The 13,995-nt window shown below is 64.6% G+C and carries 15 protein-coding genes; 12 read left to right on the top strand and 3 right to left on the bottom strand.

The window, feature by feature from the left end:
- The first annotated feature begins 35 nt into the window (after window positions 1–35).
- A complete protein-coding gene (locus tag ACT2B0_RS12245; RefSeq protein ID WP_473465180.1) occupies window positions 36–257 on the top strand; it encodes a hypothetical protein in 222 nt (73 codons plus the stop codon).
- Window positions 258–337: 80 nt separating this feature from the next.
- On the opposite strand, the gene ACT2B0_RS12240 is transcribed toward ACT2B0_RS12245, so the two are convergent.
- Entirely contained in the window at window positions 338–574 is a 237-nt protein-coding gene (locus ACT2B0_RS12240; protein WP_473465178.1) for a hypothetical protein, read from the bottom strand.
- Between the two features lie 639 nt (window positions 575–1,213).
- Here ACT2B0_RS12240 and ACT2B0_RS12235 point away from each other — a divergent pair.
- From ACT2B0_RS12235 to ACT2B0_RS12220, 4 genes are all read left to right on the top strand, one after another.
- Window positions 1,214–2,566 (top strand): NAD(P)-dependent oxidoreductase, encoded by a 1,353-nt coding sequence (locus tag ACT2B0_RS12235; RefSeq protein ID WP_473465175.1) that lies wholly within the window; start codon window positions 1,214–1,216, stop codon window positions 2,564–2,566.
- 15 nt (window positions 2,567–2,581) lie between these two features.
- Complete coding sequence (locus tag ACT2B0_RS12230; RefSeq protein ID WP_473465173.1) at window positions 2,582–2,803, top strand: hypothetical protein; 222 nt, start codon at window positions 2,582–2,584, stop codon at window positions 2,801–2,803.
- Between the two features lie 2 nt (window positions 2,804–2,805).
- A complete protein-coding gene (preA, locus tag ACT2B0_RS12225; RefSeq protein WP_473465170.1) occupies window positions 2,806–4,116 on the top strand; it encodes an NAD-dependent dihydropyrimidine dehydrogenase subunit PreA in 1,311 nt (436 codons plus the stop codon).
- Between the two features lie 192 nt (window positions 4,117–4,308).
- On the top strand, window positions 4,309–6,261 hold the full coding sequence (locus ACT2B0_RS12220; RefSeq protein ID WP_473465166.1) for a diguanylate cyclase domain-containing protein: 1,953 nt from the start codon (window positions 4,309–4,311) through the stop codon (window positions 6,259–6,261).
- A 165-nt stretch (window positions 6,262–6,426) separates the two neighbouring features.
- Here ACT2B0_RS12220 and ACT2B0_RS12215 read toward each other — a convergent pair whose 3' ends face one another.
- Window positions 6,427–7,155: a class I SAM-dependent methyltransferase gene (locus tag ACT2B0_RS12215; RefSeq protein ID WP_473465163.1), complete on the bottom strand. Its 729-nt coding sequence runs from the start codon at window positions 7,153–7,155 to the stop codon at window positions 6,427–6,429.
- Between the two features lie 380 nt (window positions 7,156–7,535).
- Here ACT2B0_RS12215 and ACT2B0_RS12210 point away from each other — a divergent pair, with 380 nt between their 5' ends.
- The 4 genes from ACT2B0_RS12210 (at window position 7,536) to ACT2B0_RS12195 (ending at window position 10,153) form a co-directional block, all read left to right on the top strand.
- Window positions 7,536–8,066, top strand: a complete 531-nt coding sequence (locus ACT2B0_RS12210) for an RrF2 family transcriptional regulator (RefSeq protein ID WP_473465161.1) — start codon at window positions 7,536–7,538, stop codon at window positions 8,064–8,066.
- Window positions 8,067–8,077: 11 nt separating this feature from the next.
- Window positions 8,078–8,542 (top strand): carboxymuconolactone decarboxylase family protein, encoded by a 465-nt coding sequence (locus ACT2B0_RS12205; RefSeq protein ID WP_473465158.1) that lies wholly within the window; start codon window positions 8,078–8,080, stop codon window positions 8,540–8,542.
- Window positions 8,543–8,748: 206 nt separating this feature from the next.
- Window positions 8,749–9,696, top strand: a complete 948-nt coding sequence (locus tag ACT2B0_RS12200) for a DMT family transporter (protein WP_473465155.1) — start codon at window positions 8,749–8,751, stop codon at window positions 9,694–9,696.
- Between the two features lie 46 nt (window positions 9,697–9,742).
- Window positions 9,743–10,153 (top strand): PaaI family thioesterase, encoded by a 411-nt coding sequence (locus tag ACT2B0_RS12195; RefSeq protein WP_473465153.1) that lies wholly within the window; start codon window positions 9,743–9,745, stop codon window positions 10,151–10,153.
- Window positions 10,154–10,177: 24 nt separating this feature from the next.
- On the opposite strand, the gene ACT2B0_RS12190 is transcribed toward ACT2B0_RS12195, so the two are convergent.
- Entirely contained in the window at window positions 10,178–10,810 is a 633-nt protein-coding gene (locus tag ACT2B0_RS12190; protein ID WP_473465150.1) for a TetR family transcriptional regulator C-terminal domain-containing protein, read from the bottom strand.
- Between the two features lie 248 nt (window positions 10,811–11,058).
- On the opposite strand from ACT2B0_RS12190, the gene aptA reads away from it, so the two are divergent.
- Genes aptA through ACT2B0_RS12175 form a run of 3 tightly spaced genes read left to right on the top strand, consistent with a single transcriptional unit; the run spans window position 11,059 to window position 13,945 of the window.
- Window positions 11,059–12,387, top strand: coding sequence for an omega-aminotransferase AptA (gene aptA / locus ACT2B0_RS12185; protein ID WP_473465147.1), 1,329 nt, complete (start codon window positions 11,059–11,061; stop codon window positions 12,385–12,387).
- A 1-nt stretch (window position 12,388) separates the two neighbouring features.
- Window positions 12,389–12,682 carry a cupin domain-containing protein gene (locus tag ACT2B0_RS12180; RefSeq protein ID WP_473465144.1) on the top strand — a complete coding sequence of 98 codons (294 nt, stop codon included), beginning with the start codon at window positions 12,389–12,391 and terminating at the stop codon, window positions 12,680–12,682.
- A gap of 12 nt (window positions 12,683–12,694) precedes the next feature.
- A complete protein-coding gene (locus ACT2B0_RS12175) occupies window positions 12,695–13,945 on the top strand; it encodes a Zn-dependent hydrolase (RefSeq protein WP_473465142.1) in 1,251 nt (416 codons plus the stop codon).
- Window positions 13,946–13,995 lie beyond the last annotated feature (50 nt).

Raw genomic sequence — 13,995 nt, 5'->3', positions numbered from 1 at the left:
GGTGATTGTCTGTCCTGGAGCAGGGGGATTACGTCATGGGCGCAGCAACGCGGCGCAGCCGGCGTCAACGTCTTGTCGACCTGCAAGAGCATCTGCGCGAACTCAGCCAGATTGCTCAAGCCGACGGGTTGCCGCTGATCGGTTACTTCGTGGAGATGGCCTATCTCGAAGCGTGCGACACGATGGGAAAGGAGCGTCCGTTCGATGCGCCGGACAACCAGAACGATGCCCTCAATCCGCTCGCGGTCGGTGATTAGCGAGGGCCGTGCCTTGGTGACTGCGCCTTAACGGGCTGGACGTTTCGGCGCGGAAAAAAGCCGCGGGACATAATGACGACCTATCGTTGTGTCTCGCGATGGTCGCTCGAGGCCGCCGGCGCCCATTTTTCAAGATTGTGCTCCAGGCAGCGCCTTTCAATCTCTTCCCGGACGGCTCGCGCGAAAACCTTGTTTGACGCCTGAGCTTCAGCGCGGGCTGCCTGCTGCAGTGCGTGCTGCGGGTCTTCCCCACCATAAGCTTCCATCACGGCGTCGGCAGCGCGTATCACGTCAGCATGATCGGGTTTGCTTGTCATGTGAGGCAATCCATTATGAACGATTTGATATCCAAGATTTTCTGGCGATCAGATTTTGTGCGCTCGATTCATTCCATCAGATTTCTTGAAAACCGGACGACTTAATTCAACGGAATCGCTGATATTTTTGGATATCAGACAGAATGTCGACTTGCGAGTCCGCGCGGAGCAAAAGTAGTGATGGCCTTGGACGGGTTCAATTGTGAGAACGTATGAGAAAGGTCGGGTTCTTCTCAGCGATGCTTGCCAGGCGCCCAGTTTCGTTGCGAAAACCGGGGCGGTCGGCTCGCGGCATGTCCAACACGCGGCCAATCTCGGCAATGTCGGCCGATCGTGGCCTGGCGCGTCGGGTGGCGCTGGCGGTGGACGTTGAGACCGGGCGGACGGGCGGCGGCGCGGCTGTCGCCGGCCTCAGACATTCAAAGGTCCCGTGAGCGCGTTGTCCGGCCGGCGCCAAAAACGCCGTGCCGGACGCGCCATGCCGCCGTGCCCGCGAACGGAGCTCGTTTCCGGACCCGATAAAACATGAAAGTATTTGTCAAGTAATGGCCGCCGCTGGAGGGTTTTTGAAAATTTGACCGATTGATAAAAAAATAAAACGTGCTAGATTTTTTGCCAAACCAAGAATGGGGAACGCGGATGGCACAGGGCCAGTTCAAGGACGGAATCGCCGCCGGGCGATTGTCGCAGGCGCAATATTCGGACAATTTCTCCGACCTGCATCCGCCGCTCGACCGCCACGAAGCGGTGGTGGAGGCGGATCGGTGCTATTTCTGTTACGATGCGCCGTGCATGCAGGCCTGCCCGACCACGATCGACATCCCGATGTTCATTCGCCAGATCGCCACCGGCAATCCGCTCGGTTCGGCCAAGACGATCTTCGACCAGAACATTCTCGGCGGCATGTGCGCGCGTGTGTGTCCGACCGAAACGCTGTGCGAGGAAGTGTGCGTGCGCGAGGTCGCCGAGGGCAAGCCGGTGCAGATCGGGCGTCTGCAGCGTTATGCCACCGATGTTGCGATGGAGGCCGGCAAGCAGTTTTACGAACGCGCCGCGCCGAGCGGCAAGTCGGTCGCGGTGGTTGGCGCCGGACCGGCCGGTCTCGCCTGCGCCCACCGCCTGGCGGTCGCCGGCCATGCGGTCACCATCTACGAAGCCAGGCCAAAGGCCGGCGGTCTCAACGAATACGGCATCGCGACCTACAAGACCGTTGACGACTTCGCCCAGGCCGAGGTCGATTATGTGACGGCGGTCGGCGGTATCACCATCGAATACGGCAAGGCGCTCGGCCGCGATATCGCGCTCGCCGAGCTCGCGGCCACGCACGACGCCGTGTTCCTGGGCATGGGACTTGCCGGGGTCAACGCGCTGCGCGCGGAGGGCGAGGACGCGTCGGGCGTTGAGAATGCCGTCGAATTCATCGCCGGCCTGCGCCAGGCGGACGATCTCGCCTCGATCCCGGTCGGGCGCCGGGTCGTGGTGATCGGCGGCGGTATGACGGCAATCGACGCGGCGATCCAGTCCAAGCTGCTTGGCGCGGAAGAAGTGACGATCTGCTACCGGCGCGGCAAGGAGCACATGAACGCCTCGGAATACGAGCAGGATCTCGCCGCCTCGAACGGCGTCGTCATTCGCCACTGGCAACAGCCGAAGCGCGTCGTTGCGGTCAATGGTACGACGGTCGGCATCGAACTCGAATATACGCGCCTGGACCAGGGAAAGCTGGTGGGCACCGGCGAGGTGGTCACGCTTGCCGCCGACCAGGTGTTCAAGGCGATCGGCCAGACCTTTGATGCCGCGCCGCTCAACGGCAGCGGCAATTCGATCGCGCTCGAAAAGGGCCGTATCAAGGTCGACGAGCAGGGCCGGACCTCGATGAAGACGGTCTGGGCCGGCGGCGATTGCATTTTCGGCGGCGAAGACCTGACGGTGTCCGCGGTCGCGCAGGGTCGCGACGCGGCCGACAGTATCAACCGGGCGCTGTCGGGCTGACGGCCCGACACCGGCATGGATACCGCCCGTGCAAGGGAGGACGGGACCATGAACCATCATCCGGCGCCGACAAACCCGTACGGCGCGGCGATCGCTGCGTTGCGCGGCCCGTTCGCACGGGCCGCCCGCGAGCGGTATAGTGAGCATCGTTGCGCGGAAACGGCTGCAAAAAGCCAGGGCCGGCGTCGCGTCGCCGGCATCCTGTTTGCGGCGCGCGCAACCAACAAGGGGAACTGACCATGGCAGATATCCGCAACAATTTCGTCGGCATCAAATCCCCCAACCCGTTCTGGCTCGCCTCCGCGCCGCCGACGGACAAGGAATACAATGTGGTGCGCGCCTTCCGCGCCGGCTGGGGCGGGGTGGTGTGGAAGACGCTCGGCGAGGACCCGCATGTCGTCAACGTCAACGGGCCGCGTTACGGCGCGATCTGGAGCGGCGACCGGCGTCTGCTGGGCATGAACAATATCGAGCTGATCACCGACCGGCCGCTGCAGACCAATCTGCGTGAGATCAAGCGGGTCAAGAAGGAGTGGCCCGACCGGGCGATGATCGTGTCGCTGATGGTGCCGTGCGAGGAGGAGAACTGGAAGTCGATCCTGAAACTGGTCGAGGAGACCGAAGCCGATGGCATCGAGCTGAATTTCGGCTGCCCGCACGGCATGTCCGAGCGCGGCATGGGCTCCGCCGTCGGGCAGGTGCCCGAATATATCGAGATGGTGGTGCGCTGGTGCAAGCAGAACTCGCGCATGCCGGTGATCACCAAGCTCACGCCCAACATTACCGACATCCGCAAGCCGGCGCGCGCGGCCAAGGCCGGCGGCACCGACGCCGTGTCGCTGATCAACACGATCAACTCGATCACCGGCGTCGATCTCGACAGTTTCGCGCCGCAGCCGACCATTGACGGCAAGGGCTCGCATGGCGGCTATTGCGGGCCGGCGGTGAAGCCGATCGCGCTCAACATGGTGGCCGAGATCGCCCGCGATCCCGAGACCGCCGGCCTGCCGATCTCCGGTATCGGCGGCATCACCACCTGGCGCGACGCGGCCGAGTTCCTGGCGCTGGGGGCGGGCAACGTGCAGGTATGCACGGCGGCCATGACCTACGGTTTCAAGGTCGTGGAGGAGATGATCGAGGGCCTGAAGACCTGGATGGACGTCAAGGGCCATGCCACGCTCGACGACGTGATCGGACGCGCGACGCCGAATGTCTCCGACTGGCAGTATCTCAATCTCAACTATGTCACCAAGGCGCGCATCAACCAGGATCTGTGCATCCAGTGCGGCCGCTGCCATATCGCCTGCGAGGACACGTCCCACCAGGCGATCACGGCGATCGTCGACGGCCAGCGCCGCTTCGAGGTGATCGAGGAAGAGTGTGTCGGCTGCAATCTGTGCGTCAATGTCTGCCCGGTCGAAAACTGCATCGACATGGTGGCGCTCGAGGCGGGGACGCTCGACAAGCGCACCGGCGACAAGGTCGATCCGACCTACGCCAACTGGACGACGCACCCCAACAACCCGGCCGCGAGGCAGGCGGCGGAGTAGCGCCGGCACCATTGCCGCGGGTGGTTCTCGCCGGCGCATTGTCGCCGGCCGAATCGCCGCTATCCGCCAACGGGGCCGTGTTCCGTTGGCGGTCGAATTGTTTGTGACGTTTCTTATTGTCCGTTTTTTTACACTATTCGCGCATGATCGCTGTCTTGTGATGGATTCATCGGCAGCCGGCGACACAGATAGATGCGACCTGATGCCTTATCCGCGAACGATCCCGCACGCGACCTGTCGCGCATTACCGGCGAGTTTCGCGATCCCGCGCTCGAGGCCGCTCTTCGCCGCGACCAATACCCCGAAACCCTGAAGCAGTCGCGGTTTGTGCTCGCTATGGGCATGCTGGTCAGCTTTGTTCTGGCCGGCGTCAACGTTCTTCTTTCCGATCAGCAGCTCGTTCCGCTTGCGCTCGCGGCGCGCTCGGTCGCGTTCGTCGCCTCGCTCGCCGGTCTGTTGCTGGTCGGGTTGGTGTCGCGGTCCCTCGTCGAGCCGCTGCTGATCGTCTGGCAATTGGTGATCACGCTGGTGGCGGCGACGCTGATGTTCGTGCAGCAGAACGTCATCATCGTCGTGGTCCTGATGTTGCCGGCGATCTTCTTTCTGGCCGTTCCGACCCGCTTTCGCCTCGCCGTCATCACCAACAGCCTCGTCAGCCTCATCATGATGGGCAGCTACGTGGCTTACACGGGGGTAACGGAAACAGCCTTGCGAACGGGCGTCGCGCTGGTTGTGCTCAACGGACTGCTTGCCGCGTTGCGGAGCCGAAACGGACGCGATTTGCGGATCGCCTGGGCAACCGCGCGCTCGCGCGCCGCCGCGCTGGGCGAACTGGCGCAAAGTCGCATGCTGACCGAACGTGTTTTCGAGGCGGTGCCGATTCCACTGGTCGTCCTGTCGGCGGTGAGCGGGAAAATCGGGCGCGCCAACAAGGCTGCGGGGCAGTTTCTTCGCGGGCCGGCGGCAGAGCTGGTCGGAAGCCGGGCGGTCGATCTTTACGAGAACCCAGGGGAGGCGGCTGCGCTGCTTGACACGATCGCGCGCGAGGGGGTGGTGCATGACTTTCCCGCCCGCATACACGCCGCCGACGGCGGATTGCGATCGGTGCTGGTGTCGGCCAAGGTGGTCGACAAGAACGCGGCCGACATACAGATCGTTTCATCGATATTCGATATCAGCGAGCGCTTGCTGCAGGAGGAAAAGCTGAGCAAGGCGGAGGCCGAATATCGCGCCTTGTTCGAAAACGCCGTCGTTGGCGTTTACCGCACCACACCGGATGGCAAGATGCTGCGCGCCAATCCCGCGCTGGTGCGCCTGAACGGATATTCCCGCGAGGAGGAACTGGTCGCTTCCGTCAACGATATCGCCTCGGAATGGTATGTCGAACCGGGACGGCGCGCGGAGTGGGCGCGGCTGATGTGCCGGACCGGGCGCGTCGTCGATTTCGTCTCGGAGGTTTATCGCCACAAGACGCGCGAGCGCATCTGGATATCCGAAAACGGATGGACGGTGTTCGACGAAGACGGGCAGCCGGCCTATTTCGAAGGCACGCTGATCGACATTACCGAACGCATGCGCTCCGAAAAGCAGAACGCCTATTACGCCAGCCACGATCCGCTGACCGATCTTCCCAACCGCCGCTGTTTCATGGAGTGCCTCGGGGGGATGCTGGCGGGGCGCGCGCGCAAGGGCGGATGGCTGGCGGTCATGTATCTCGACCTCGACCGGTTCAAGCCGGTCAACGATACGTTCGGCCATGCGGCGGGCGATCTGTTGCTGACGGATGTGGCGCGGCGGCTGAGATCGGTATGCCGGGCGGAGGATGTCGTGGCGCGCATCGGCGGTGACGAGTTCGCCGTGCTCACGGCGGGGCCGGGCGAACCGGACGGCTCCCTGCTTCTGGCCGACCGCATCCTTGCCGCCTTTGCCGAGCCTTTCAGCCTCGACGGACCGCGCGCGCTCGTCGGCGTGAGTATCGGCATCGCGTTCGCCCCCCACGATGGCGATACCGCCGACGACCTGTTGAGAAAGGCCGACCAGGCCCTCTACGCCGCAAAGTCGGCGGGCCGCAACAGGGTGCGTACCTTCAATCCGGATCTTGGCCGACATGCCGGTGAAAGCAGCACGGATCGCGCCGCCGGTTGAAGCGCGCCGCACTGTTTCAGCCTCGCTCGGCGCACCCCAGGCTTTCGAGGTTGCGCATGTTGTGCCCCAAACCGGTCCCGGCCTTCGCCGGACGTGCGTTCGGGCATGGGCTTCCCGAAAACGGAGCCCCGCTCTCGGGACTTTGTTCCAGGGTTGTGAGCCAGCCTATCGCTGCGCCGACACCAGCACCATCATCGGCCGCTCGATCTCTTCGGCGAGATCAGCGTTTTCCGCGATCTGGGCGGCCGTCGGCGCGAATTCTTCGATCTGGCGGATCGCGAAACCCGCGCCGATCAGCGTGTTGAGGGTGGTGGCGATCGTGCGGTGATATTTGAGAACGCCCCTGGCGAACCAGTCGGTGCGGCGCTCGCCTTCGACGGAATAACCGTTGACCGGCCACGTCTTGCGACCGTCTTCGTCGGTCAGCCAGCGTGGGTGCGCGGCGGCCATGAAGACGGGGTGCTCGATGGTGAAAACGAAATGCGAGCCGGGGGTCAGCGCCTGCCGGACGGTAGCCGCGAGGGCGCCGAAGTCCTCGATATAGTGGAAGGTGAGGGCGCTGTAGGCGAAATCGAAAGCCGCACGCGGCAGGACGAGCTTTTCCAGATCGGCGATCTCGAAGGTGACCATCGGATCGGTCGTGTCGGCCCTGGCGCGCGCGATCATGTTTTCCGACAGATCGATCCCAAGCGCGGCGGCCGCGCCGTTCTCCCGCGCCCAGCGGGTGAACCAACCGAAGCCGCAGCCCAGGTCGACAACCCGCCGTCCGGCAAGGTCGGGGAGCATAGCGCGCACGGCCGGCCATTCCGGCGCGCCGGCCAGGCCATGCTGCTGGCGCGGCAGTCCGCTGTAGCCGGCGAAAAACTCGGGATTGTCGTAGATGTTCTGTGCCATTTTTCTCTCCATCGATCTGCCGATGGGACGGGGCACGTCCGCTGAATAACCCCGTCCGTCAGCGGCGGGGTTGCGGGATACGCGATGCGTGCTGCTTTCAGCCCGGTCGTATATCCGGCATCGCACCTGTCGGGATGCCGGCGGGCCGGGAAACGATCAGCGAGCCTTTTTCGCGCATGGGCCGGTTATCGGGAACGCGGCAGGCGCTGTCAATGCCCTCTGGCGTCCGCCTCCCTCGATCCGGAAGCCCGCATGGATTCCATCGGCGTAGCGGCGCTGCCGGCAAGGAAACGCGTGTCAGGGCGAGTCAGCAGCGGTCGGCCCGCTTATTGAAGATAAAAAATGTCCAAGATATAAGATATCGAAGATAGGAGATGACGATGAAATTGTCCGAAGGTGTGGAGGCGGCGATCCATTGCGCCGCGCTGCTGGCCGGTCTGGCGCCCGGCAAGACCCTGCCGGCGGCGGCGCTGGCCGACTATCACGGCGTGTCGGCGAGCTATCTCGTCAAACATCTCAACAGACTGGTCGCGGCGGGCGTGCTTGCCTCGGTCTCCGGCCCGCATGGCGGCTATCGGCTTGGCCGGCCGGCCTCGCGGATTTCGCTGCTCGACATCGTTGTGGCGGTGGAGGGGGCGGAGCCGGCCTTTCGGTGCGGTGAAATCCGCCAGCGCGGTCCGGGTGCGCTGGAGCCCGACGCCTATCAAAAGCCGTGCGGCATCAAGGTGGCCATGCTCAAGGCCGAACAGGCCTGGCGTGGCGCCCTGCGCGCCGAGCGGCTTGCCGACGTGATCGCCGGCTACGAGGCCGAGGCCGATCCGCGCGCGCTCGCGTTCGGCTGTGCGTTTTTGCAACGCCACCAGCGGCCCGGCGACGCCGCCGCGATCTCCGCCTTACCCGAACCCCAATGAAAGGAAACCCAATGCTACAGCGTCTCGACTACTGGAAGACCGAACCCGCGCTGCTGAAGATCGTGCTCGAGCTCGACACGGCGGTAAAGCGGTCCGGCCTCGATATCGGGCTGGTTCACCTCGTCAAGCTGCGCGCCTCGCAGATCAACGGCTGTTCCTATTGCGTGGACATGCACAGCCGCGAGGCGCGCCGCGACGGCGAGAGCGAACAGCGCGTTCAACTGGTCTCGGCCTGGCGGGAATCGCCGCTATTTTCGCCGCGTGAACGCGCCGCGTTCGTGTGGACCGAAAGGCTGACCAGGATCGCCGACGGCCCGGTCGAAGACGCGGAGTACGAGGCGGTGTCGCGGCATTTTTCGGAATCCGAACTGGTCAAGCTCACCGTGCTGATCGGCGTCATCAACATCTGGAACCGGATCGCGGTCCCCTTCCGCACAATCCATCCCGTCACCGACGACGAAAGCCGCGCCGCCTGACATCGGGTCCGTTGACGCAAGCCGTCGCGGCTGCCGCTCTTCGATCGCCGGGGCGCATCGACGGGCGGCTGTCGCGTGGCGCCGTGATCGTCTTCACTGGCTGGCGGCCGGCGCTGAGGGCGGTCCTTGCCGTTACAGGACCAATCGAAAAGTCTTTTCCCGTAGCCACCGGCGCGTTACGTCAGATGCGCCAAAGGGAGTATGGCTTGACCCACGCCGTCGATATCCATGTCGCGCGCCGACCCGATCACAGGAGTTTCGCCACCGGCAGGCAGAAGCTGCTCGGCCATCTGGCGGGGCTGTGTTTTGCGGCGCTCGTGGCGGGCTCGTTTTCGTTCGGCGCGCTGGCGGCCCCGCATATCGGGCCGGCCGCGATCAACGCGGCGCGGTTCCTGCTCGGCACCGCGATCATGGGCGTTGCTGCCTGGCTGTTGATCGGCGGCGGCGCGCTGGCGCGGCCGCGCGCGCCCTGGCGGTTCCTGGTGCTGGGCGGCCTGATGGCGATCTTCTTCGTCACCATGTTCGTGGCGCTGCAATTCACCGCGCCCGTGTCGACCGGCGCGGTCTTTACGCTGATGCCGCTGATGAGCGCCGGTTTCGGTTATCTGTTTCTGGGCCAGGTGCCGCGGCCGCTGGTGGTGTTCAGCCTGGTGGTCGCCGCGGCCGGCGCGATCTGGGTGATCTTTCGCGGCGACCTCGACGCCATTCTCGGCTTCGATGTCGGGCGCGGCGAAATGATCTTCTTTTTCGGCTGCGCCTGTCACGCCGCCTATGCGCCGCTGGTGCGCAAGCTCAATCGCGGCGAACCGGTGCTGACCTTCACCTTCTGGACGCTGATGGCGACGGGGATTGTCATTACCGCTTACGGGCTGCGCGAAATCCTTGGCACGGCGTGGGCGGAACTGCCGGTGATCGTATGGGCGGTGATCGCCTATCTCGCCGTCTTCACCACCGCCGGCACCTTCTTCCTGCTGCAGTTCGCCACGCTCCGGCTGCCGGCCTCCAAGGTGCTCGCCTACGGCTATCTGATGCCGAGCATTGTCATCCTCTACGAGGGCATGCTCGGCCATGGCTGGGTGAGCGCGAGCGTGGCGGCCGGCGCGCTGGTCACCGTTCTCGCCCTGGCGGTGGTGGTGTTTTCGCGCGATGGCTGAGGCCGCCCGCACCGGGGATGAGGGAATCGACGCTATGGAGGCGGCAATGGATAAAGCTCTTTTCGACTATGGCCGCAAAATCCTGGCCGCCCAGCCGTTCAGTGTTCTTCTGGGCACCGAACTCGTCACCTTCGAGCCCGGCCGGGCCGAACTCGCGCTCGATTTGAAGCCCGAACATCTGCAGCAGCACGGTTTCGCGCATGGCGGCGTCGTCTCCTATCTGGCCGACAACGCGCTGACCTATGCCGGCGGCTCGGTGCTGGGGGATTCGGTGACGCTGGAGTTCAAGATCAATTATCTGCGGCCCGCCAAGGGCAGCCGGCTGGTGGCGCGGGCCCGCGTGACCGGCGCGGGCAAGACCCAGGCAGTGTGCCAGTGCGATGTGATGGCGATCGACGAGGCCGGCGTGGAAAAGCTGTGCGCGGCCGCGCAGGGCACGATCTGGAAGGCGGGCTGAGGCGGCCGAAAGCCCCGCGCCGCGTCAGCCCTTCGGCTTGAGCCCGTCCATGAACAATTGCTCCAAAAACCGGGCGGCGTCTTCGAACCGGCCCTCGCCGTCGCGCCCGGGGCCGAGCACGGCGCGGACCTGAACGTCGAAATCGGCATAATGCTGGGTGGTGGCCCAGATCGAGAAGATCAGGTGCCGGGGGTCGGTGCGTGCGATCCGGCCGGCCTTCATCCAGCCCAGGATCACTTCGGCCTTCTCGTCGACCAGCGTCTTCAACTCGTCTTCCAGCATCGGCATGGCGCGCGGCGCGCCCTGCAGAATCTCATTGGCGAACAACCGGCTTTCGCGCGGAAAATCGCGCGCCATTTCGAGCTTGCGGCGGATATAACCGCGCAGTTCCGTCAGCGGGTCGCCGACCGCGTCGAGCCCGCGCAACGGCGCCAGCCAGGTGTCGAGCAGGCGCTGGATCAGCGTGTGATGGATGTCTTCCTTGTTGCGGAAATAATAAAGCAGGTTCGGCTTCGACATGCCGGCGGCCTCGGCGATCTGGTCGATCGTGGAGCCGCGGAAACCGTGCTGGGAAAACACCTCGAGCGCGGCTTCCAGGATCAGTTCGCGCTTCTGTTTCTGGATGCGGGTGCGGGTCTTCGGCGACGGCGTATCCACGTTCACGCTCCTGCTTAACCGGCGGCGACGCTACGCCCGCTCCGCCTTGTTGGACCAATCGACTGGACCAGCGGCTGCCGGCTTGTGGAGCGCGAAGCCGGGTATGCACTTCGTCTACAATTTTCTTGACCGCCCTCATGGCGGTGCTAACGTTTGTCCATTCGGTCAAAAATTGCGTAGCACAGTTACGCGCGAAAAAACAAACGTTGGCGCAACAGCGGCTCAAAACAACAAACGAAAGGCTCGGTATGTCCAACAGACTGAATGTCGCACCGAACGATCTCTCCGCGTTCTGGATGCCGTTCACCGCCAACCGTCAGTTCAAACAGGCGCCGCGCATGCTCGTCGCCGCCAAGGACATGCATTACACTGCATCGGACGGGCGCAAGATCCTCGACGGCACGGCCGGGCTGTGGTGCGTCAATGCCGGCCATTGCCGGCCCAAGATCACCGAGGCGATCCAGCGCCAGGCGGCCGAGCTCGACTACGCGCCCGCCTTCCAGATGGGCCATCCGGTCGTGTTCGAACTCGCCAACCGGCTGGTCGACATCGCGCCGGAGGGGATGGACCATGTCTTCTTCACCAATTCCGGCTCCGAATCCGTCGACACCGCGCTCAAGATCGCGCTCGCCTATCATCGCGTGAAGGGGGAGGGCTCGCGCTTCCGGCTGGTCGGACGCGAGCGCGGCTATCACGGCGTCAATTTCGGCGGCATCTCGGTCGGCGGCATCGTCGCCAACCGCAAGATGTTCGGCACGCTTCTGACCGGGGTCGACCATCTGCCGCACACCCATCTGCCCGAAAAGAACAATTTCGTGCGCGGCGAGCCCGAGCACGGCGCCGACCTTGCCGACGAGCTGGAACGCATCGTGGCGCTGCATGACGCCTCGACGGTGGCGGCCGTGATCGTGGAGCCCGTCGCCGGCTCGACCGGCGTGCTGATCCCGCCGAAAGGCTATCTCAAGCGCCTGCGCGAGATCTGCGACAAGCACGGCATCCTGCTGATCTTCGACGAGGTCATCACCGGGTTCGGCCGTCTCGGCACGCCGTTCGCCGCCGATTATTTCGACGTCATCCCCGATATCATGACGACCGCAAAGGGCGTGTCCAACGGCGTCGTGCCGATGGGAGCGGTGTTCGTGAAGAAGGAGATCCACGACGCGTTCATGAACGGGCCGGAACATCTGATCGAGTTCTTCCACGGCTATACCTATTCCGGCAATCCGATCGCCTCGGCGGCGGCGCTCGCCACGCTCGACACCTACAAGGAAGAAGGGTTGCTGACGCGCGCGGCCGAGCTGTCGGAGCACTGGGCGGACGCGCTGCATTCGCTCAAGGACGCCCCGCATGTCATCGACGTGCGCAATATCGGCCTCGTCGGCGCGATCGAGCTCGAACCGATCGCCGGCCAGCCGAGCAAGCGCGCGTTCTCGGCCTTCGTCAAGGCGTTCGAGCGCGGCGCGCTGATCCGCACCACCGGCGACATCATCGCGCTGTCGCCGCCATTGATCATCACCAAGGGACAGATCGACGAACTCGTCGACCATGTGCGTGAAGTGCTGACCATGGTGGATTGAGATGGGCAGCGAGCGCCCGAAAGCCAGCCACGATGTCCTGATCGACGACGAGCGCGTGCGCGTGACCCGGTGGGACTTTCCACCGGGTGCGGAAACCGGATGGCACCGACACGGCATGGACTATGTGGTGACCACGCTGACGCCCTGCGCCTTCCTGTTGGAAGAGCCGGGCGGGGGCGCGCGCCGCGTCGACATGGAGGCCGGCGTCAGCTATCGCCGCGACGAGGGCATGGAGCACAATGTCGTCAATGCCGGCGACAGGGCGATGGCCTTCGTGGAAGTCGAACTGAAATAGGGGAATGAGCACATGGCCGCACCGGGCGAGAATTTGAGGATCAACGCCGACCGTCTCTGGGAGTCCCTGATGGAGATGGCGAAGATCGGACCCGGTGTGGCCGGGGGCAACAACCGCCAGACGCTGACCGACGAGGACAGCGAAGGCCGGCGCCTGTTCCAGAACTGGTGCGAGGCGGCGGGGCTGGAGATGGGCGTCGACGAAATGGGCACCATGTTCGCGCGCCGCGAGGGCGCCGACCCCGACGCGCTGCCGGTCTATGTCGGCTCGCATCTCGACACCCAGCCGACCGGCGGCAAATATGACGGCGTGCTCGGCGTGCTCGGGGGGCTGGAGCTCATCCGCACGCTCAACGACCTGGGCATCAAGACCAGACATCCGATCGTGGTCACCAACTGGACCAACGAGGAGGGCACCCGCTTCGCGCCGGCGATGCTGGCCTCGGGCGTGTTCGCCGGCGAACATACGCTCGACTGGGCCTATGCGCGCGAGGACGCCAAGGGCAAGACCTTCGGCGAGGAACTGGAACGCATCGGCTGGAAGGGCGAGGAAAAGGTCGGCGCGCGCAAGATGCACGCCTTTTTCGAGCTGCATATCGAGCAGGGGCCGATCCTGGAGGCCGAGGGCAAGGATATCGGCGTGGTCACGCACGGCCAGGGGCTGTGGTGGCTGCAGGTGACGCTGACCGGCAAGGATTCGCATACCGGCTCGACGCCGATGCCGATGCGCAGGAATGCCGGGCTCGGCATGGCCCGCATCACCGAGCTGGTGCACGAGATCGCCATGAGCCATCAGCCGGCCGCGGTCGGCGCCATCGGCCATTGCGACGTCTATCCCAATTCGCGCAACGTCATTCCCGGCAAGGTGGTCTTCACCATCGATTTCCGCTCACCCGACCAGGAAACGCTCGACGCGATGAAGGCGCGGCTCGAGGCCGAGGCGCCGAAAATCGCCGAGGAACTCGGGCTCGGCATCGAGATCGAACCGGTCGGCCATTTCGATCCGGTCACCTTCGACAAAGGCTGCGTGACGGCGGTGCGCGAGGCGGCCGAACGGCTCGGCTATTCGCATCGCGATATCGTTTCGGGCGCGGGCCACGACGCCTGCTGGGTGAACCGGGTCGCGCCGACGGCGATGGTGATGTGCCCCTGCGTCGACGGGCTTTCGCACAACGAGGCCGAGGAAATCTCCAAGGACTGGGCCGCCGCCGGCGCCGACGTGCTGTTCCACGCGGTGGTGGAGACGGCGGAGATCGTGGAGTGAGACAGCCGATATGAAGTGTGCGGCGAGAGGCTGGCGGTTTGCATACCCCC

It is taken from the genome of Nitratireductor sp. J20-h4 (assembly GCF_056780505.1).
Note: the sequence above shows the minus strand (reverse complement) of the source record. Positions and strands in the feature narration are given on the sequence as shown.

Bases quoted from the DNA above. Each gene is read 5' to 3' on its own strand.
- ACT2B0_RS12245 (WP_473465180.1), top strand. From the start codon at position 36: ATGGGCGCAGCAACGCGGCGCAGCCGGCGTCAACGTCTTGTCGACCTG.
- ACT2B0_RS12240 (WP_473465178.1), bottom strand. From the start codon at position 574: ATGACAAGCAAACCCGATCATGCTGACGTGATACGCGCTGCCGACGCC.
- ACT2B0_RS12235 (WP_473465175.1), top strand. From the start codon at position 1,214: ATGGCACAGGGCCAGTTCAAGGACGGAATCGCCGCCGGGCGATTGTCG.
- ACT2B0_RS12230 (WP_473465173.1), top strand. From the start codon at position 2,582: ATGGATACCGCCCGTGCAAGGGAGGACGGGACCATGAACCATCATCCG.
- preA (WP_473465170.1), top strand. From the start codon at position 2,806: ATGGCAGATATCCGCAACAATTTCGTCGGCATCAAATCCCCCAACCCG.
- ACT2B0_RS12220 (WP_473465166.1), top strand. From the start codon at position 4,309: ATGCGACCTGATGCCTTATCCGCGAACGATCCCGCACGCGACCTGTCG.
- ACT2B0_RS12215 (WP_473465163.1), bottom strand. From the start codon at position 7,155: ATGGCACAGAACATCTACGACAATCCCGAGTTTTTCGCCGGCTACAGC.
- ACT2B0_RS12210 (WP_473465161.1), top strand. From the start codon at position 7,536: ATGAAATTGTCCGAAGGTGTGGAGGCGGCGATCCATTGCGCCGCGCTG.
- ACT2B0_RS12205 (WP_473465158.1), top strand. From the start codon at position 8,078: ATGCTACAGCGTCTCGACTACTGGAAGACCGAACCCGCGCTGCTGAAG.
- ACT2B0_RS12195 (WP_473465153.1), top strand. From the start codon at position 9,743: ATGGATAAAGCTCTTTTCGACTATGGCCGCAAAATCCTGGCCGCCCAG.
- aptA (WP_473465147.1), top strand. From the start codon at position 11,059: ATGTCCAACAGACTGAATGTCGCACCGAACGATCTCTCCGCGTTCTGG.
- ACT2B0_RS12180 (WP_473465144.1), top strand. From the start codon at position 12,389: ATGGGCAGCGAGCGCCCGAAAGCCAGCCACGATGTCCTGATCGACGAC.
- ACT2B0_RS12175 (WP_473465142.1), top strand. From the start codon at position 12,695: ATGGCCGCACCGGGCGAGAATTTGAGGATCAACGCCGACCGTCTCTGG.